The 16,879-nt window shown below is 64.1% G+C and carries 15 protein-coding genes and 1 tRNA gene; 12 read left to right on the top strand and 4 right to left on the bottom strand.

Going from position 1 to position 16,879, the window contains the following annotated elements:
• Positions 1-162 precede the first annotated feature (162 nt).
• Positions 163-2,160 (bottom strand): SDR family oxidoreductase, encoded by a 1,998-nt coding sequence (locus EK416_RS11135; protein WP_127077564.1) that lies wholly within the window; start codon positions 2,158-2,160, stop codon positions 163-165.
• Positions 2,161-2,330: 170 nt separating this feature from the next.
• Between EK416_RS11135 and EK416_RS11130 the strand changes: the two genes are divergently transcribed.
• From EK416_RS11130 to EK416_RS11105, 6 genes are all read left to right on the top strand, one after another.
• On the top strand, positions 2,331-2,807 hold the full coding sequence (locus EK416_RS11130) for a phasin family protein (protein WP_127077563.1): 477 nt from the start codon (positions 2,331-2,333) through the stop codon (positions 2,805-2,807).
• A 6-nt stretch (positions 2,808-2,813) separates the two neighbouring features.
• Positions 2,814-4,034: a patatin-like phospholipase family protein gene (locus EK416_RS11125; protein WP_127077562.1), complete on the top strand. Its 1,221-nt coding sequence runs from the start codon at positions 2,814-2,816 to the stop codon at positions 4,032-4,034.
• Positions 4,035-4,046: 12 nt separating this feature from the next.
• Entirely contained in the window at positions 4,047-4,739 is a 693-nt protein-coding gene (locus EK416_RS11120) for a TetR/AcrR family transcriptional regulator (protein ID WP_127077561.1), read from the top strand.
• The gene (locus EK416_RS11115; protein ID WP_127077560.1) at positions 4,705-5,544 is read left to right on the top strand and encodes a tetratricopeptide repeat protein; all 840 of its coding nucleotides are present in this window, start codon (positions 4,705-4,707) and stop codon (positions 5,542-5,544) included. Before EK416_RS11120 ends, EK416_RS11115 begins: the two co-directional genes overlap by 35 nt.
• Before the next feature lie 135 nt (positions 5,545-5,679).
• On the top strand, positions 5,680-6,876 hold the full coding sequence (gene lpxB, locus EK416_RS11110; RefSeq protein ID WP_127077559.1) for a lipid-A-disaccharide synthase: 1,197 nt from the start codon (positions 5,680-5,682) through the stop codon (positions 6,874-6,876).
• Positions 6,877-6,896: 20 nt separating this feature from the next.
• Positions 6,897-7,958 (top strand): glycosyltransferase, encoded by a 1,062-nt coding sequence (locus tag EK416_RS11105; protein ID WP_127077558.1) that lies wholly within the window; start codon positions 6,897-6,899, stop codon positions 7,956-7,958.
• 56 nt (positions 7,959-8,014) lie between these two features.
• Here the strand turns inward: EK416_RS11105 and EK416_RS11100 are convergent.
• Both EK416_RS11100 and EK416_RS11095 read right to left on the bottom strand, forming a co-directional pair.
• Positions 8,015-8,089: transfer RNA gene (locus EK416_RS11100), tRNA-Val, on the bottom strand.
• Between the two features lie 126 nt (positions 8,090-8,215).
• Positions 8,216-9,520, bottom strand: coding sequence for an Nramp family divalent metal transporter (locus tag EK416_RS11095; protein WP_127077557.1), 1,305 nt, complete (start codon positions 9,518-9,520; stop codon positions 8,216-8,218).
• A gap of 242 nt (positions 9,521-9,762) precedes the next feature.
• Between EK416_RS11095 and mntR the strand changes: the two genes are divergently transcribed.
• The 4 genes from mntR (at position 9,763) to EK416_RS11075 (ending at position 13,025) form a co-directional block, all read left to right on the top strand.
• Positions 9,763-10,212, top strand: coding sequence for a manganese-binding transcriptional regulator MntR (gene mntR, locus EK416_RS11090; RefSeq protein WP_127077556.1), 450 nt, complete (start codon positions 9,763-9,765; stop codon positions 10,210-10,212).
• Positions 10,213-10,519: 307 nt separating this feature from the next.
• Positions 10,520-11,362 (top strand): tyrosine-protein phosphatase, encoded by an 843-nt coding sequence (locus tag EK416_RS11085; RefSeq protein ID WP_127077555.1) that lies wholly within the window; start codon positions 10,520-10,522, stop codon positions 11,360-11,362.
• Positions 11,277-12,077, top strand: coding sequence for a polysaccharide biosynthesis/export family protein (locus EK416_RS11080; protein WP_245434027.1), 801 nt, complete (start codon positions 11,277-11,279; stop codon positions 12,075-12,077). The genes EK416_RS11085 and EK416_RS11080 overlap by 86 nt, the downstream gene beginning before the upstream one ends.
• 276 nt (positions 12,078-12,353) lie before the next feature.
• Positions 12,354-13,025, top strand: a complete 672-nt coding sequence (locus tag EK416_RS11075; RefSeq protein ID WP_127077554.1) for a hypothetical protein — start codon at positions 12,354-12,356, stop codon at positions 13,023-13,025.
• A 156-nt stretch (positions 13,026-13,181) separates the two neighbouring features.
• On the opposite strand, the gene EK416_RS11070 is transcribed toward EK416_RS11075, so the two are convergent.
• Positions 13,182-14,192 (bottom strand): alpha/beta fold hydrolase, encoded by a 1,011-nt coding sequence (locus EK416_RS11070; RefSeq protein WP_127077553.1) that lies wholly within the window; start codon positions 14,190-14,192, stop codon positions 13,182-13,184.
• 375 nt (positions 14,193-14,567) lie between these two features.
• Here EK416_RS11070 and EK416_RS11065 point away from each other — a divergent pair, with 375 nt between their 5' ends.
• Positions 14,568-15,650, top strand: a complete 1,083-nt coding sequence (locus EK416_RS11065) for an AbrB family transcriptional regulator (protein ID WP_127077552.1) — start codon at positions 14,568-14,570, stop codon at positions 15,648-15,650.
• The gene (locus EK416_RS11060; protein ID WP_127077551.1) at positions 15,643-16,872 is read left to right on the top strand and encodes a BaiN/RdsA family NAD(P)/FAD-dependent oxidoreductase; all 1,230 of its coding nucleotides are present in this window, start codon (positions 15,643-15,645) and stop codon (positions 16,870-16,872) included. Before EK416_RS11065 ends, EK416_RS11060 begins: the two co-directional genes overlap by 8 nt.
• Positions 16,873-16,879: the final 7 nt, after the last annotated feature.

Here is a 16,879-nt window from a genome sequence, read left to right as displayed (position 1 = left end):
TTGCGCTCCGGGAGCCTGATCGGCGAATCCGCCTCTGAACTTCAAGAAGAGACCCGTTTCACCGACCCGATTGCGATTCAGTCGGATCGGAACGGGCTCTGGCCCCCGCCCCCCATCGGCGGGGGCCTTTCTTGTTGCTGTTAACCCGAGACCCGCGCCCCGTTACACATGAATCCCCGGGAACAGCGTCGAGAAGGCCACCTGCTCGGCGGTGAGGTGCGGTTCCGGCGCGCGATCCGCCGCGGCGCCGTTTCCTTTCGCCGCGGTGTCCGGGAAGAGCTGGAACAGCACGCTGTTGACAAGAAGACCCAGCCGGGGGGCGGTCGCGCCGACGAGGCCGCCGAACACGCCGAGGCCCGTGGCGACGCGCGCCGGGCGGTGCAGGATCGCTTCGGCCAGCATCTCGGCGGCCTGATCGGGTGTCAGCACGGCGGCATGGTCGTAGATCTTCGTCGGCGAGATCATCGGCGTGCGCACGAGGGGGAAATTCACCACGGTGAAATGCACGCCCTTTTCGAGATATTCCGCGGCCGCCGCGCGCGTCCACGCTTCGAGCGCCGCCTTCGACGCGATATAGGCCGAGAAGCGCGGCGCGCTCGTCAGCACGCCGATGGACGAGATGTTGATGACATGCGCATCGCCCGTCTCCACCATCGACGGCAGGAGGCCGAGCGTGAGGCGCACCGCGCCGAAATAATTCACCTGCATCGTGCGCTCGAAATCGTGCATGCGGTCGTAGGAGTCGGCGACGGCGCGGCGGATCGACCGGCCCGCGTTGTTGATGAGCACGTCGACGCGCGCATGCTCGCCGAGCACCTGCTTCACCAGCGCCTCGCACTCTTCGGCGTGCGTCACGTCGGCGGCGTAGGTGTGAAGCGTGAGCCCCTTCGCGGCCGCTTCCTCGCGCGCGGCTTCGAGCTTCGCCGGATCGCGCGCCACGATCAGCACGGTTGCGCCCGCGCCCGCGAGCTTCATTGCCGTGGCCTTGCCGATGCCTGACGAGCCGCCGGTAATGAGCACGACCTTGTCCGCCAGCTTCTTGCGCAGCGTCTTCGCCGTCATGAGATCCGGGTCGAGCTTGCGTTCCCAGTAATCCCAGAGCGCGGCGGCGTAATCGTCGAGGCGCGGCACCGTGATGCCCGCCGGTTCGAGGATCGCCTGCGTTTCGCTCGAATCGAAACGCGTCGGGTAATTGAGGAAGGTGAAGACGTCCTTCGGCAGCGCGAGTTCCTTGCGGAGCGCGGCCTGCAGGCGGCGCAGCACCGGCATCGACGACAGCCCCGCCTTGAGGCCGGGCGGCACGAGGCGGAGCAGCCCGACATTGACGCGCATGCTGATGTCGGGGGCATGGCCCGCATGCGCGAAGATGTTCATCACATCGCCGACGCGATGCGGATGCGGATCGGTGAGATGGAAGGCGCGGCCGTCGAGCCCGGGCTTGTGCGCGATGTGGTCGAGCGCGGCGACCACGAAATCGACGGGCACGATGTTGATGCGCCCGCCTTCGAGGCCCACGAGCGGCATCCATGGGGGCACCGCGCCCCGGATCTTCTTGATGAGGCCGAAGAAGTAGTAGGGCCCGTCGATCTTGTCCATTTCGCCGGTCTTCGAATCGCCCACCACGATGCCGGGCCGGTAGACGCGCCACGGCACGGAGCATTCGCGGCGAACGACGCCTTCGGATTCGTGCTTGCTTGCGTAATAGGGATGGTCGAGACCGCGCGCCTCCTCGAACATGTCTTCGCGGAACGTGCCTTCATAGAGTCCCGCGGCGGCGATGGAACTCATATGGTGGAAATGCCGCGCGCCGATGGTCTCCGCGAAGCGGACGACGTTGCGCGTGCCCTTGATGTTGGTGCGCATCTCGATTTCGGCGTCGGCGTCGAGATCGTAGATGGCGGCGAGATGGAAGAGGTGGTCGACCTTGCCCTTCAGCGCGCGCGTGTCCTTCGCCGACACGCCGAGGTCTGGTTTCAGAAGATCGCCCTGCACCGCGATGGCGCGTTTCGCCGTCACGCCCCAATATTTGCGAAGGGCGTCGGCCCGCGCCGGGTCGTGACTTCGCATCAGGAAGTAGACGGTCGCGTCGGTCCGGGACAACAACGCCCTCACGAGCCGCTTGCCGATGAAGCCGCTCGCGCCGGTTACGAAATAGATCATGGCACCCTCCCTAGGACGCGGCATGTTCTCCCGCCGTCGCCCGTCCCACTAAATGATTAGGCAGAACAGCCTAGAATGGTTTGATTGAGGTCAATCGACTTTCCGGCCCTGCAGATTATAAATACGAATACATAAAACCATTCGCACAGCGAAGGGAATGGGAGGATAAAATGGGAAAGAAACTCAACGAACTCGCCGGCGACGGCAGCGAAACCCATCTCGTTCAGACGATCCGCGATTCCGCCGCGAACATCTGGCTTGCGGGCCTCGGTGCCTTCGCCAAGGCGCAGGAAGAAGGCGGCAAGCTTTTCGAAGCGCTCGTGAAGGAAGGCGAAGCGGTGCAGAACCGTACGTCGAAGCAGGCGCAGGAAGCCATCTCGGACGTGAAGTCCAAGGCAACCGGCACGTGGGACAAGCTCGAACAGGTGTTCGTCGACCGCGTCGCCCGCGCGCTGCACAGCCTCGACGTTCCGACGAAGAACGACATCGACGCGTTGTCGAAGCGGGTGCACGAATTGACGAAGGTCGCCGAAAAGCTTTCGGCGAAACTCGACGAGGACGAGGAAAGCGGCGGCAAGAAGAAAACCGTCGCCGAAGCTGCCGAAAAGCCGGCCACGAAGAAGGCTTCGCCGCGCGCGCATTCCTGATGCGCCATGGGCGATAAAGCTGGAAGCGGTCGCATCAGGCCGCCGCGGACGGGGGTCGCGCTTGCGGGCGGGGGCCCTCTCGGCGGCATTTATGAGGTCGGCGCGCTCGTGGCGCTCGACGAGGCGATTTGCGGCCTGCGCCTCACGGAATGCGACGTCTATGTCGGCGTGAGCGCGGGCGCGTTCTTCGCGGCCGGTCTCGCAAACGGCATCACGCCGCGCGACATGTACGAGCTTTTCATCGAGACGGAGCGTGCCGACGATCCGTTCGAGCCGGAAGTGCTCATGAAACCGGCGTTCGGCGAGTATTCCAAACGCCTGGCGATGCTGCCGCCGCTTTTCGCGTCGGCGGTCGCCGATTACGTGCGCGGGACCAATCGGCGGCGCGTGGTGGAGTCATTCCAGCGGCTCGCGCAGGCGCTGCCGGGCGGCCTGTTCGACAGCAGGCCCATTCGCGATTATCTGCAAAGGCTGGCCGCCGCTCCCGGCCACACGGACGATTTTCGCGAGCTGCAGCGCAAGCTCTATATCGTCGCCACCGACCTCGACCGTTCCGAACTCGTCACCTTCGGCGCGAAAGGCTTCGACCACGTGCGCATTTCGAGCGCGGTCGAGGCGAGCGCGGCGTTGCCCGGCTTCTTTCCGCCGGTTCTGATCGACGGCCGCTATTATGTCGACGGCGCCTTGCAAAAGACGCTGCACGCCTCCGCTGCTCTGCGCGACGGCGTGCGCCTCCTGTTCGCGATCAATCCGCTCGTGCCGTTCAAGGCAGACGATCCTCATCCCGACATGAATATAAAAAGCCTCGCCGAGGGCGGCTTCGTCACCATCATGTCGCAAACCATCCGCTCGCTGATCTATTCGCGCATGAAGGTCGGCATGGATCGCTACCGGCACGAATATCCCGAAGCCGATATCGTGCTGTTCGAGCCGCGCCGGGACGACGCGATGATCTTCTTCACCAACGTGTTCAGCTATGCGGACCGGCGTCGGCTGTGTGAGCATGCCTACCAGCAGACCCGCGCCGATCTTCGCGCCCGCGCCTCGAAATTGAAGCCGATCCTCGCGAGACACGGTCTTTCGCTGGATGAGGACGTGCTTCGCGACACGACCCTCACGCTTCTGCCGCAAGAAGACGGCGGTCGGCGCCTCGGTACGACCTTGCAGGAGCTGTCCGACGCGCTGGCGCGGCTCGAACCCGCGCTGCGCGCGGCAGATGGGCCTTAGGAGCGGCCCGCGATGGAGCACAAGCCGAAACGCCAGACGCGCGCGCGCATCCGCAACGCCGCGCTTCTGCTTTTCAACCGTTTCGGCGAGCCGAACGTGACGCTGTCCGCAATCGCCGCCGATGTCGGCATCAGCCACGGCAATCTGCACTATCACTACCCGTCGAAGGAAAGGATCGTCGACGACCTGGTGCAGGATTATCTCGTCGAGATCGAAGCGACCTTCGCGCTGCCGGGAGCACGGGCCGTCGAGGCGGACGACCTCTGGCTTTTCCTGCATCTCACCTTCGAAACGATCCTCCGGCACCGCTTCCTTTATCGCGACCTGATCGAGCTGCTGTCCCGGCACCGCGTCATCGAAAAGCAGATACGCCGTGTCATCGAGGAGCAGACGCGGACGGCGGAAGCGCTTCTTGCCGGTCTTGTGGCGAGGGGCGCGCTTCTCGTCGATCCATCCGAGACGCGCGCACTGGCTGAGCGCATGGTCTTCGTTGCGACGTGGTGGCTGTGTCACGCCTACGTCCTCAATCCGCGTGCCGAGCCGGATGGCGACACGCTGGCCAGAGGCGTCGCACGGTGTCTTTCGCTGGCCGCTCCATATTTGCGCGAACAGGAGCGCGCTCATTTCGACAAGCTTTCCGGGCACTATACAAAAATGGGAGGAAACAAAAATGACGGCGAAGAAAACAAAGTGGCGACGTTATGAAGGTGAGGCATTCGAATATTCAAGCCAATTGCTGAAAAAGAACTGGGCGCGGCTTCATCGCGGCGACCGCGAGCCCTTTCCGGACGCGGCTTTCGTGAAGGCGCTTGCCCCGCTCGCGCCGGACGGAGACGCGGGCGACACGGCGGCGATCCTTCAGGATGCGTGGCGGGCCTACCATCGCGGCGATTTCGAGGACGCGTTCATGCTGGGCGCGTCGCTCGGCCCCATCGGCGCGAACGTCGCGAACAAGGCGGCCAACATTCAGGCCACCTATCTCGAACGCGACCACGACGCGAAGCTCGCGCTGTTTCTCGATGTCGTCCGCCGCGCCGAGACCCTCCAGAAGGCAGCGCCGAACCTCGCGAACGGCTGGTATCTCTACGCGCAGGCGCTCGGCCGCTACAGCCAGGGCATCTCGGTCGCGAAGGCGCTGGCGGAAGGTCATGGCGGCAAGATCAAGGCTGCCCTCGAACGTGCGCTTGAGATCGAGCCGAAGCACGCGGACGCGCATATCGCACTCGGCGCCTTCCATGCGAACGTCGTGAACAAGGTCGGCGGCATGGCGGCACGCCTCACCTTCGGCGCGACCAAGGAAGCGGCGCTGGAGCATTACGAGGCCGCGCTGAAGCTCGCACCGGACTACGCCGTGGCGCATATCGAATACGCGAACGGACTTGCGATGCTGTTCGGCAAGGCGAAGCTCGTCGAGGCGACGCAGCATTACGAGCAGGCGGCGGGATTCGAGCCGGTCGACGCCATGGAATGGCTCGACGTTGAACTCGCGAAGGCGGAGGTTGCGGATTGAGACGCGAAAGCGGCGCGGCTCCTTGCGGGCCGCGCCCTTCCTCTGCCGCCCCGTTCTCCCGCCGTTTGCGCCGCTAGCCACATGACAGCCCGAAATCACCGCGATAGGGTGAGGCCGAAGCTGACCGGAGGACGCATGGCAGAGGCAAGGCGCATCTTTATCGTCGCGGGCGAGCACTCTGGCGACGTGCTGGGCGCGAAGCTCATGGAGGCGCTGAAGGCGCGAGCGGGCGAAGACGCGTTCGAGTTCGCGGGCGTCGGCGGCGACGAGATGCACGCGGCGGGGCTGGCCTCGATCTTCCCGCTTTCCGACGTCGCCGTGATGGGACCGGCCGCGATCCTGGCGCGCCTGCCGAAGCTCGTGCGGCGTGTGTGGCGCGCGGTGGACGCGGCGCTCGCCTATAATCCGCATGCCGTCATCATCGTCGACAGCCCGGAATTCACCCATCCCATCGCGAAGCGCATCCGCCGCCAGCGGCCCGACATTCCGATCGTGGATTATGTCAGCCCGAGCGTGTGGGCGTGGCGGCCCGGGCGCGCGAAGAAGATGAAGCCCTATGTCGATCACCTGCTTGCGCTCCTGCCCTTCGAGCCGGCCGCGCATGAGCGGCTCGGCGGGCCGCCGTGCAGCTATGTGGGCCATCCGCTGATCGAGCGCGCGCCGTGGATCGACAGCCTCGACACGGAGCGCTTCCGCGCCCGGCTGGGCATCGCGCCGGGGCGCCCCGTGCTGCTCGTACTCCCCGGCAGCCGCACATCCGAGGTGTCGCGCCTGATGCAGCCCTTCGGCGAGACGGTGCTCGCGCTCGGCCAGAAGATCGGGCCGTTCTCGATGCTGCTGCCCGCCGTGCCGCATGTGCGCGGCATGATAGAGGAAGCCATCGCGGACTGGCCGAACAAGCCGCACCTCCTCGAAGGCGATGAAGACAAGTTCACCGCGTTCCGGCTCGCCGATGCGGCGCTCGCGGCGTCGGGCACCGTGACGCTCGAACTCGGCGTGGCGGGAACGCCGATGGTCGTGGCCTATCGCGTCGATCCGTTCGCCGCGCGGCTCCGCTTCCTGCTCAAGGTGCATTCGGTGGTGCTGGCCAATCTCGTGCTCGGCGAGAACGCCTTTCCCGAATTCATTCAGGAGGATTGCACCGCGCCGAAGCTCGCGGACGCGCTCGCGCCGCTGCTTGGCGGCGATACGCCGGAGCGGGCCGCGCAGCTTGCCGCGCTGGCGAAGATCCGCGAGCGCATGTTCCTCGCGCAGGGCACTCCGAGTGCCAGAGCGGCCGAGGTGGTGCTTTCCGTGCTCGACGGTGCACCCGCCCGCGCCGCCGCAGCGTGATGCAAAAAGAGGCCGAACCGATGCGCATTCTCCAGATCATGACGAGCAAGGCCAACGGCGGTGCGGAAACCTACGCCTGCGACGTCATCATGAAGCTGCACGAAGCGGGTGTGGATCAATGCGTGGTGATGCGCGAGGATCAAAGCCGCTTCGGCGAGCTGAAAGCGGCGGGCGTGCGGCTTGCGCCAGAGGTGCTGCGCTTTCCCTTCGCGCCCGCGCAGCGCTTTCTGATCCGCCGCCTCGTCGCGCGCGAGAAACCCGACATCGTGCAGACATGGATGCGTCGCGCGGCGAGCCTCGCGTCGAAGGGCGCTCAGCCCTTGATCGGCTGGTTCGGCGGCTATTACGATCCTGCGCATTTCGCCGCCTGCGAGCGCATCGTGGGCGTTACGCGCGATATCCGTGCGCACATGGTGAGGAACGGTGTCGCGCCCGACAGGGCGCATTACATCCCGACCTTTCCGACGATCACGCCGCTTGCCGCTGCGGATCGCGCCGCGCTCGACACGCCAGCCGATGCGAAGGTGCTGCTCACGCTGTCGCGGCTGCATCAGAAGAAGGGGCTCGATACGTTCCTCCATGCGGTAGCGGGGCTGCCGGGCGTCTATGCGTGGCTTGCGGGCGACGGGCCGCTTGAAGCCGAGCTGAAGGCGCTCGCCGTCGACCTGGGCCTTTCGGATCGGGTGCGCTTCCTCGGCTGGCGCACCGACCGCTCGGCGCTGCTGCGCGCGGCGGATGTCTGCGTGCTGCCCTCACGCTACGAGCCGTTCGGCAATGTCATCCTCGAAGCGTGGGCCGCGAAGACGCCTTTCGTCGCCGCGATGAGCGCGGGGCCCGCCGCGCATGTGACCGACGGCGTGAACGGTTTGCTCGTGCCCATCGACGATGTGGAGGCGCTGCGCGCGGCGCTCGCCCGCGTGCTGGCAGACGACGCCCTTGCGGCGGCGCTCGTCGCGAACGGCCATGAAACCTACGCCCGCGATTTCACGCCCGACGCCGTGACGGCGCAGTGGCTCTCATTCTACGACGCGGTTTTGAAGAAGGATGCCGCAACTCTGGCGCAGCTGAGCGCTGCGGCGTAGGAAACCGCGGTGTCCCACCCACTGAAAAACCGTGAAGAAACAATGCCAAAGCATTCTGGTGCGCGCGGAGAGGATCGAACTCCCGACCGTCCCGGTGTAAACGGGATGCTCTACCGCTGAGCTACACGCGCGGAAAGCGCAAGCGCGCCCCGGCGGGGACGCGCCGCACGCCTATAGACACCGAACCGGGCCGGATTCGTCAAGGCGTTTCTTTGAAAAGCGGCCCGCGGCAAGCCGCTGCGCTTAAGCTTCTCCGATCACCCTCCGAAAGCGGTCTGATAAAGCAGCACCGCGTTCAGCGTCAGGATCACGGCGGCGCCCGTCATCGACGCGATTTTTGTCAGGCGGCCGTTGGCGAAGCGGCCCATCAGATCGCGGTCGCTCGACAGCACGATCAGCGCGATCATGGGGAAGGGAAGCGCGAGGCTCAGGACCACCTGGCTCATCACGAGCGCTTCCGTCGCGCCGACGCCCAATGCGACGATAGCGAAGGCCGGGACCATGGTCACGAGGCGGCGCAGCCAGATCGGGATGCGGCGGCGGAAGAAGCCCTGCATGATCACCTGTCCGGCCATGGTGCCGACGACCGAGCTTGAGACGCCGGAAGCGAGCAGCGAAACGAGGAACGCGGTCGCCGCCGCGCCACCCAGCAAAGGCGTCAGCATGTGATAGGCGGTCTCGATCTCGGCGACCTCGGGGTTGCCCGCGTTGAAGGCCGCCGCGGCCATGATGACCATCGCCATGTTGATGACGCCAGCGATAGCCAGCGCAATCAGCACCTCGCGGTTCGAGAAACGCAGCACGCGTTCGCGCTCGGCATCGGATGTGAGCACAGCGCGCGATTGCGTCAGCGCGGAATGCAGGTAGATCGCATGCGGCATGACGGTTGCGCCGACGATGCCGACCGCGATCATGAGCGCGTTCGCGTCAGCGATCTGCGGCGTTACGAGGCCCGCCGCCGCGCCGCCCCAGTTCACCGGCGCGATGAACAGTTCGACGACGTAGCAAATGCTTATGACGGCGACGAACAGGCCGACGACAAGCTCGACGCGCCGGAAGCGCTCGCCGTTGAACATCAGGATGCCGTAGGTGATGACGGCGGTCGCCGCCATGCCGGTGAGGAGCGAAACCCCGAACAGGAGCGAGAAGCCGATGGCGCCGCCGAGAAATTCGGCGAGGTCGGTGGCGATGGCGGCTATTTCGCTCACGATCCACATCACGAGCGCCAGCGGCCACGGAAAGCGCTCACGCGCGAGTTCGGCAAGGTTGCGTCCTGTGACGATGCCGAGTTTCGCGGACATGGCCTGAAAGAGCATCGCGATGAGGTTCGCGGACAGCACCACCCACAAGAGCGTATAGCCGTATTTCGCGCCCGCCTGGATGTTGGTCGCGAAATTGCCGGGGTCGATATAGGCGATGGAGGCTACGACGGCGGGGCCGGTGAACAGCCATCCGGTGACGATCCGTCCGCGCCTCCCGGCGATGGCTTCCCGCAACGCGGCGTGCGAAACACCGCCCGCGGTTGGAACATTATCGATCGGAAATGACGCGTCGGAAGCCATTCATTTACCTCCCTATGAAGTATAGTCTATGCTATAATGGGCGGGTGCGGTTCGACAAGCCCCTTGCGTTTGCGTGGAGAACAATTTCCGGTGAGGCGAAGGGAGGGCTAGATGGAATGCGGGAACGCGGTGGCGGTGCGCCAAGTTGGCGCTCACCGAGGCCCGAACCGCGTCAAAAGAGATTCCGAATCCCCGCTCACCGTTCTAGGATGCAAGACAGATCGCCTTTTCGCATTAACGCCATGTCCACGCAGAACACAGACAGCAACCCTCTTATCGACGCCGACATTCAGTCCGCGAGCTTCCGCGAGACGCGGCGCGCGCATCGTCTGGAGATCGTGGAAGATTATGTCGAGTTGATCGACGATCTGATCGCCGCGCGGGGTGAGGCGCGCCAGGTGGATATCGCGGAGCGCCTCGGTGTGGCGCAGCCCACGGTCGCGAAAATGCTGAAGCGGTTGATCGAGGACGGCTTCGTGATTCAGCAGCCTTACCGGGGCGTTTTCCTCACGCAGCTTGGAAAGAATCTGGCGTCGGAGGCGCGGGAGCGTCATCGCGTGGTGGAGGCGTTTTTGCTGGCGCTCGGCATATCGCCGGAAACGGCGCGCCGCGATGCGGAAGGCATCGAGCATCATGTGAGCGGCGAAACGCTTGATGTGTTTCGCGAGTTCACGGCAAAGCAGACGGCGTAAGCGCTCATTTTCCATGGTTGGAAACGATCCGCTCCGTGAGCCGCGCTCGCGCGCGGGTTTCGCGAGATGCTGCGCAAGCGCCCCTCAGTTTTGAGGTCATTACAACCTTGCGTAACATTTGCGAGTAAAAGCGTGGTATATTTTGAAAATGATGCGTCTGAAATCGCCTTCAGGTTGCATGTTTTCAATATTATCTGGGGATGTTTTATCTCCAGCGCAGTTCATGTCCTTCGCCGGACTTGAATGGAATCGTTAAATCAATAAAGTTCGCTCAAGTTGTGAAATTTGTAACGACAGTTTGAGCGGAATGTTCGACCTCCATAGTCATCTTCTGCCCGGAATCGACGACGGCTCGCCCAATATGAAGGTTTCTTTCGACATGGCGCGCGCCTATGTCGATCAGGGCGTGCTCTGCGTCGCCTGTACCCCGCATATAACGCCCGGGCTCTATCACAATACCGGCCCTCAGATCCGTAAATCGGCGGCTGCGCTGCAACATGGGCTCGATGAAGCCGGCATCCCGCTGCACATCGCTACGGGCGCAGACAATCATATCGTTCCCGATTTCGTCGATGCGCTGCGCCGCGGGCATCTCCTGGCGCTCGACGATACGGCTTATGTCCTCGTAGAGCCGCCGCACCACACGGCGCCCGCACGCCTCGAAGAGCTGTTTTTCAGCATTCTCGTCGCCGGTTATGTCCCGATCCTGACCCATCCCGAGCGGTTGAGCTGGATCGAAGGGAAATACGACGTCATCGAACGGCTTTCAGCGCGAGGGGTCTGGATGCAGGTTACCGCCGGATCGCTTCTGGGGAGATTCGGGCGCCGTCCACGCTATTGGGCTCAGCGGATGCTCGAAGAAGGGCGCGTCCATATCCTGGCAACCGACGCGCACAACAACGATTCTCGTCCCCCTGACCTTCTTCAGGGGCGGGAAGCCGCCGCCAAGATTGTCGGCGAAGCCGAGGCATATCACCTGGTCGTCACGCGTCCTCTGGGCGTCCTGAAGAACCTCCGTGCGGGCGGTTTGCCGGAGCCGGAAGGAATCACGAGTGAGAATATACATGGGGATCAAGGCTCTGTTCGGATTTCTGGCTCCGGTGATGGTCGCCGCCTTCGTCGGCGCGTGTGGCGGCTCTTCGCTCAGTGACGCGTCTGCCGAAAAGATATCTCTCGCAGGCAAGCCCTCAGCTGCCGAATCCGCTGCGCCGAAAGCGGACGTCGCGGCTCGGGGCGCTCCCGTGAGGCAGCCGAGCGCAGCCGATGCCCTCAAGGATGCTGCCATCACTTATGGCGCGATGAGCGATCCGAAGAGCAAAGCCTACAAGGTCGGACCGCTCGACGTCCTTGATATAACCGTGTTCAAGGTTCCGGACCTGTCGAAGACGGTGCAGGTGTCCGAAGCGGGAACGATCAACTATCCGCTCGTCGGCGAGATCCAGGCGGGTGGCCGTTCCGCGCGCGAAATCGAGCAGGAACTTACCGCGCTCCTCGGGGCGACGTATCTTCAGAAACCGCAGATTACCGTTTTCGTGAAGGAGTATAACAGTCAGCGCGTTACCGTGGAGGGCGCGGTGAAAAAGCCGGGCGTTGTGCCCATCGTCGGCGGTCTGTCCCTGATCCAGGCTGTGGCGCAGGCTGGCGGTACTGACGATTTGGCCGATTCAACGGTCGCGGTTTTTCGCACTGCCGACGGGAATAGATCAGCCATTCGCTATGATATTGCGGATATTCGCAGCGGTAACGCTGACGACCCGCCCCTGCAATCGGGCGATGTCGTCGTCGTGTCTACTTCCACCGTAAAGCAAGGTTTCGCCACGTTCATCAAGATGCTTCCGCTTGCAAGCGTGGTTCCTTTGCTTTAGAGCATCACCGCTTCGACGAAAATGAACGGTTTTGTCTTGATTTCAATAGGATCCTGCTTTGCGGACATTTTTCGGTTACTCGCGTCAGGAGGCATTCAAGTCCCGGTCTATTGCTTGCGACGCATCGGGCGGATCGCGCGATCTGACCAAGGCGTCTGTCTGGCCCAGGCTCTCCCCGCAGAAATCGCGCGGTCTCATCGTGCCGGGGCGTGGTATCGCCTTCCATCGCCCGATCCGCAGACATCGCATGCAAACTCAACAATTCCTGGAGAGAACATGACCCTCTGGATAAAAAATTTCGCACTTCTCGCAGGCGCTGCCGCGCTGGTTCTGACAGTTTCCGCCCCGGCTTCGGCGGAGGATGCGGCGCCCGCCCCGGCCCTCGCGCCGGAGCTTGAGGCGCGCCTCGTCAAGGAAAAGGAAGACCGCAAGGCGTGCAAGCGCGAAATCTGCCAGGCTTTCGCCGAAGCGAAGGGCGGCGCGCCCATCTCGTGCAACGTCACGAAGACGTGGCTCGGCTCCAATATTCAAGCGCGCTTTCTTGGAGACAAGCTGACATGGCCATGGGGACATGCGCAGTGTTCGGCGCAGATCAATCTCGACCGCGACGCAATCGGCCAGGCCGCCTCGAAATCATCCGCAACGCTCAAGCTGAAGAAGCATGACATCGTCTGCAAGCTCGACAACAAGAACCCGGCTGAGGGCGCCGCTTACGATGTCAAGCTGTCGATCGAGCCGGTCGTCACCTTCGAGAACGGTCGAGCGACCAAGGCACAGTTGAACTGGGGCACCATCGAGGCGCCCATTCTGGCCAAGACCGCAATCTGGTCGGCGACGGCGGTCGACGCGAACTTCAGCGTGATCGCAAACGGCGTGGTCAAGGAAATCAATGATTTTCTCACCGTGAGCTGTAAGGAAGAAGGCTTCGACATCGCCGCAGCCCGATAAAAATCCTGTCTCGCGGCCGGTCGTCGGTCGCGAGACTTCTTCCAGCGAAGCCGCCGCCGGCCCGGAGCGTTTATGGATGCGGAAACGCGCTGTGTTATGGTCCGGCGCAATCCCGGACGTTTCCTCGTTTTGCGCCGATTGAAAATTCTCCCGAGGTCACGCCGGGTGCAACGCAACCTTTTTCAAGCGAACCGGTTCAGCAGCCGGGGCTCTTAAACCGCTTGCGAACAAAAAATCGCGCACCGCCGCAATCTGGTCGTCCGCCATCAGCCACGGCGCGTGACCGATTCCCTCGAACTCGACGATCTTCGCGCGAGGTCCGCGCCGCGTCATGTCATCGGCGATTTTCCTGAGCAGAAGGTCGCTTTCCGCGCCGCGCAGCACGAGCGTCGGGCAACGGATCTCCTCATAGGTCGGCCAAAGATCCACACCGGCCAGAAACTCATTGCCGAAGGCAACGCCCGTAACGCCGCCAGAGCGCATATGCGTGATGATCGCGGGATCGAAAGCGAGGACGTAGGAACCGTCGCGCTGCTCGATAGCGCTGTTGGTCGTCACGTTCCGCCATTGCGTTTCTGAGAGCGGACCGAATGAAGCGCACGTTTCGCGAAGATGGAACTCGACATCTTCGAGGCAAGCGAAGGAGCGGCCGAGCCCGGTCTGCGCTTTCTTCATGCGCATGAGGGCAGGCCAAGGCACCAGCGGCCCCACGTCGTTCAGGATGAGCCTGCGGATCGGCGAATTCCGCCGCGCGGCGAGCATCATGCCAATGAGGCCCCCCATCGAAGTGCCGATCCAGTCGACATGGCGCTTCGGCTTCGGGCTGGCGCGCCTGAAAACCCGCTTCAGGCCGGTTGGCGGTGGAGCCGGGGCGGTGACGCGCGCCAGAAGCGCGGCCGCGTCCGTGAGGTAAAGCGAGAAGGAATAATCGCTTTTCTTTGGCAGCCATTCGCTTCGCCCGCGCCCGGCAACATCCATGCAAACCACATGGCATTCATCGGCGAGGTTTTCCGCAAGGACATCGAAATCGCGGCTGTTGCGCGTGAAGCCATGCACGCAGAAAACGAGATGCGGGTTTTGCGGGTCGCCCCATTCGGTATAGGCAACCTCGTGAAAGCCGTTGGGACCGAGGCTTTGAAAGCTGCAAAGACGCGGTTTCTCTGACATCGAATTCCACTTCCGGCGCACGGGCGCCATGCTTGAGCAGGATAACGGCTCATTGTGCAGTGCACAATCGCAGCGGGATGAGACGCAACGAAGGCAGAGTGCTTGCCGAGAATCACTTCGGCCCAAATTAGCCCTGCCTGCGAGCCTTCGCGAGACTTGCGTGGCCTTTTCAACACCGCGAAAGAGAATTGGGGACTAAGCGCATGGCTGCTGCCCGAACCTCCGCTTCGCAATGACCTTGATTTCCCGCAGTGGTTCATCGACAGCGCATCGAGCCGTAAGATAAGGCCACGCCCAACGCCGGATTGCCTTTGCCGCAAGCGCGCGGTAGATGCGGGGCTTGGGCCGCGCCGATGCTGCCCGGGAGTGTCGCATTTGAACCCGTTCACCCGCCTTGAAACGCTGCCGCGAGCCCGGCAGTGGCTGTTGCTCGCGCTTTCTTCGGCGGCGTTCGCGGCGCTCCTCGACCTCGCGGGCATCCCGGCGGCGGTGTTTCTGGGGCCGATGGCGGCGGGCGTGTTGCTCGGCGTCAAGGGCGCAACGATCCGCGTGGCGAGCGTGCCGTATGTCGGCGCGCAGGCGCTGATGGGGCTTTTCATCGCAAGCGCGATCACGCCGTCGATCCTTCAGTCCTTTGCGAAGGAATGGCCGATCATCCTTGGCGTCGTCTTCGCGATCATCGCGGCGTCGAGCCTGCTCGGCTGGGCCATGAGCCGCTGGCGTGCAATGCCGGGGACGACGAGCGTATGGGGATCGTGGCCGGGCGCAGCGGGCGCGATGGTGATCATGGCGGGCGAGTTCGGCGCGGACGCGCGGCTCGTCGCCTTCATGCAATATTTCCGCGTGGCCTGCGTGGCGAGCCTCGCCTCGGTCGTGGCGACTTTCTGGGCGCATTCGACGGGCATTCCACACCCGGAAATCACCTGGTTTCCCGCCGTTGACGAGCGCGCCTTCGCCGTGACGCTGGCGCTCGCGGGCGTCTGCGCCGTTCTCGGCCGCGCCTCTCGTTTTCCTTCCGGCGCGATGCTGCTCGCGCTCCTCGCGGGGTCCGCGCTCAACCTCGCCGGGCTCGTCCACATCGAACTGCCGAAATGGCTGATGGCGGCGACCTATGCGCTGCTCGGCTGGAATGTCGGTCTGTGCTTCACGCCGGCCATCCTCGCCCATGCGTTTCGCGCGCTGCCGAAGATTCTCCTTTCGGTCGCGTCGCTGATTGCGTTTTCGGCCTTGCTCGCGTGGCTTCTCACCGAGACGCTCGGCATCGATGCGCTGACGGCCTATCTCGCGACGAGCCCCGGCGGCATGGACTCGGTTGCCATCATCGCGGCGTCCACGAATGTCGATGTGCCCTTTGTCATGGCGCTGCAAACCATTCGTTTTCTGATCATCCTCATGATCGGGCCGCCGCTCGCGCGCTTTGTCGCGCGACACATGGAGGTGAGTGGGCGCTATGGGTGAGACGGGAAAGACGGCTGCCGTCATCGGCGGCGGTCCGGCGGGGCTGATGGCGGCGGAGGTGCTCGCGAACGCGGGCGTCGCCGTGACCGTGTACGACGCGGTGCCGAGCGTCGGGCGCAAGTTTCTGCTCGCCGGGCGCGGCGGCCTGAACCTCACGCATAGCGAGGAGATATCGCGCTTTCTCTCGCGCTACGGCGCGGCGGAGCCGCATCTGCGAGGCGCTATCGAGGCGTTTCCGCCGTCCGCGCTCGTCGCATGGTGCAACGCGCTGGGGCAGGAAACGTTCATCGGCACGAGCGGGCGCGTGTTCCCCAAGGCGATGAAGGCGTCGCCGCTGTTGCGCGCATGGCTCGGGCGGCTTCGAGCCCTCGGGGTTGCCTTCCGCCAGCGTCGCCGCTGGCGGGGCTGGGACGAGTCCGGGGCGCTGTTGTTCGATACGCCCGACGGAGCGTTGAGCATTCGCGCCGATGTCACGATCCTCGCGCTTGGCGGGGCGAGCTGGCCGCGCCTTGGTTCCGATGGCCGCTGGGTGCCGATCTTCGAACGTCAAGGCATCGATGTCACGCCGCTCAAACCGTCGAATTGCGGCTTTGTGGCGGACCTTTCAGACATCTTCGTCGCGCGCTTCGAGGGCGAGCCGCTGAAGGGCGCCGCGTTTTCGTTTGAAGGACAGAGCGTGCGCGGCGACGCTGTCATCACGAAAGCGGGCATCGAGGGCGGCGCGATCTACGCGCTTTCGGCGGCCTTGCGCGATGGCCTTGCGCGCAACGGCGGGGCCGAGCTTGTGATCGATCTGCGTCCGGGGATCGAAGCCGGGGCTCTGGAAGCTGCGCTTTCGAGGCCACGCGGCAAGCAAACGCTTTCGGCGTATCTTCGCAAGGCGGCAAAGCTCGCACCCGTCGCCATCGGCCTGCTTTACGAAGAAGCCGTGCGGGGCGGTTCGCCTCTCGCCGATCTCGACGCGGCCGAGCTTGCACGTCTCATCAAAGGCGTTCGCCTGCCGCTCACCGCGCCTGCGCCCATCGAGCGAGCCATCTCATCGGCTGGCGGCGTGCCCTTCGCGGAACTGGACGGCTTCATGCTTCGCAAGAAGCCGGGCGTCTTCATTGCCGGCGAAATGCTGGACTACGAAGCGCCGACCGGCGGCTATCTCTTGCAGGCGGCGTTCTCGACCGGGGCAGCGGCGGGACAGGGGGCACTTGGCTTCCTCTCCCGGGCTTGAGGGAACA

The sequence above is a fragment of the Rhodomicrobium lacus genome (assembly GCF_003992725.1).
Classification (GTDB): domain Bacteria; phylum Pseudomonadota; class Alphaproteobacteria; order Rhizobiales; family Rhodomicrobiaceae; genus Rhodomicrobium; species Rhodomicrobium lacus.
Note: the sequence above shows the minus strand (reverse complement) of the source record. Positions and strands in the feature narration are given on the sequence as shown.

What these genes read in the sequence shown, in the direction of transcription:
- EK416_RS11135 (WP_127077564.1), bottom strand. Translation starts at nt 2,160, where the DNA reads ATGATCTATTTCGTAACCGGCGCGAGCGGCTTCATCGGCAAGCGGCTC.
- EK416_RS11130 (WP_127077563.1), top strand. Translation starts at nt 2,331, where the DNA reads ATGGGAAAGAAACTCAACGAACTCGCCGGCGACGGCAGCGAAACCCAT.
- EK416_RS11125 (WP_127077562.1), top strand. Translation starts at nt 2,814, where the DNA reads ATGGGCGATAAAGCTGGAAGCGGTCGCATCAGGCCGCCGCGGACGGGG.
- EK416_RS11120 (WP_127077561.1), top strand. Translation starts at nt 4,047, where the DNA reads ATGGAGCACAAGCCGAAACGCCAGACGCGCGCGCGCATCCGCAACGCC.
- EK416_RS11115 (WP_127077560.1), top strand. Translation starts at nt 4,705, where the DNA reads ATGACGGCGAAGAAAACAAAGTGGCGACGTTATGAAGGTGAGGCATTC.
- lpxB (WP_127077559.1), top strand. Translation starts at nt 5,680, where the DNA reads ATGGCAGAGGCAAGGCGCATCTTTATCGTCGCGGGCGAGCACTCTGGC.
- EK416_RS11105 (WP_127077558.1), top strand. Translation starts at nt 6,897, where the DNA reads ATGCGCATTCTCCAGATCATGACGAGCAAGGCCAACGGCGGTGCGGAA.
- EK416_RS11095 (WP_127077557.1), bottom strand. Translation starts at nt 9,520, where the DNA reads ATGGCTTCCGACGCGTCATTTCCGATCGATAATGTTCCAACCGCGGGC.
- mntR (WP_127077556.1), top strand. Translation starts at nt 9,763, where the DNA reads ATGTCCACGCAGAACACAGACAGCAACCCTCTTATCGACGCCGACATT.
- EK416_RS11085 (WP_127077555.1), top strand. Translation starts at nt 10,520, where the DNA reads ATGTTCGACCTCCATAGTCATCTTCTGCCCGGAATCGACGACGGCTCG.
- EK416_RS11080 (WP_245434027.1), top strand. Translation starts at nt 11,277, where the DNA reads ATGGGGATCAAGGCTCTGTTCGGATTTCTGGCTCCGGTGATGGTCGCC.
- EK416_RS11075 (WP_127077554.1), top strand. Translation starts at nt 12,354, where the DNA reads ATGACCCTCTGGATAAAAAATTTCGCACTTCTCGCAGGCGCTGCCGCG.
- EK416_RS11070 (WP_127077553.1), bottom strand. Translation starts at nt 14,192, where the DNA reads ATGTCAGAGAAACCGCGTCTTTGCAGCTTTCAAAGCCTCGGTCCCAAC.
- EK416_RS11060 (WP_127077551.1), top strand. Translation starts at nt 15,643, where the DNA reads ATGGGTGAGACGGGAAAGACGGCTGCCGTCATCGGCGGCGGTCCGGCG.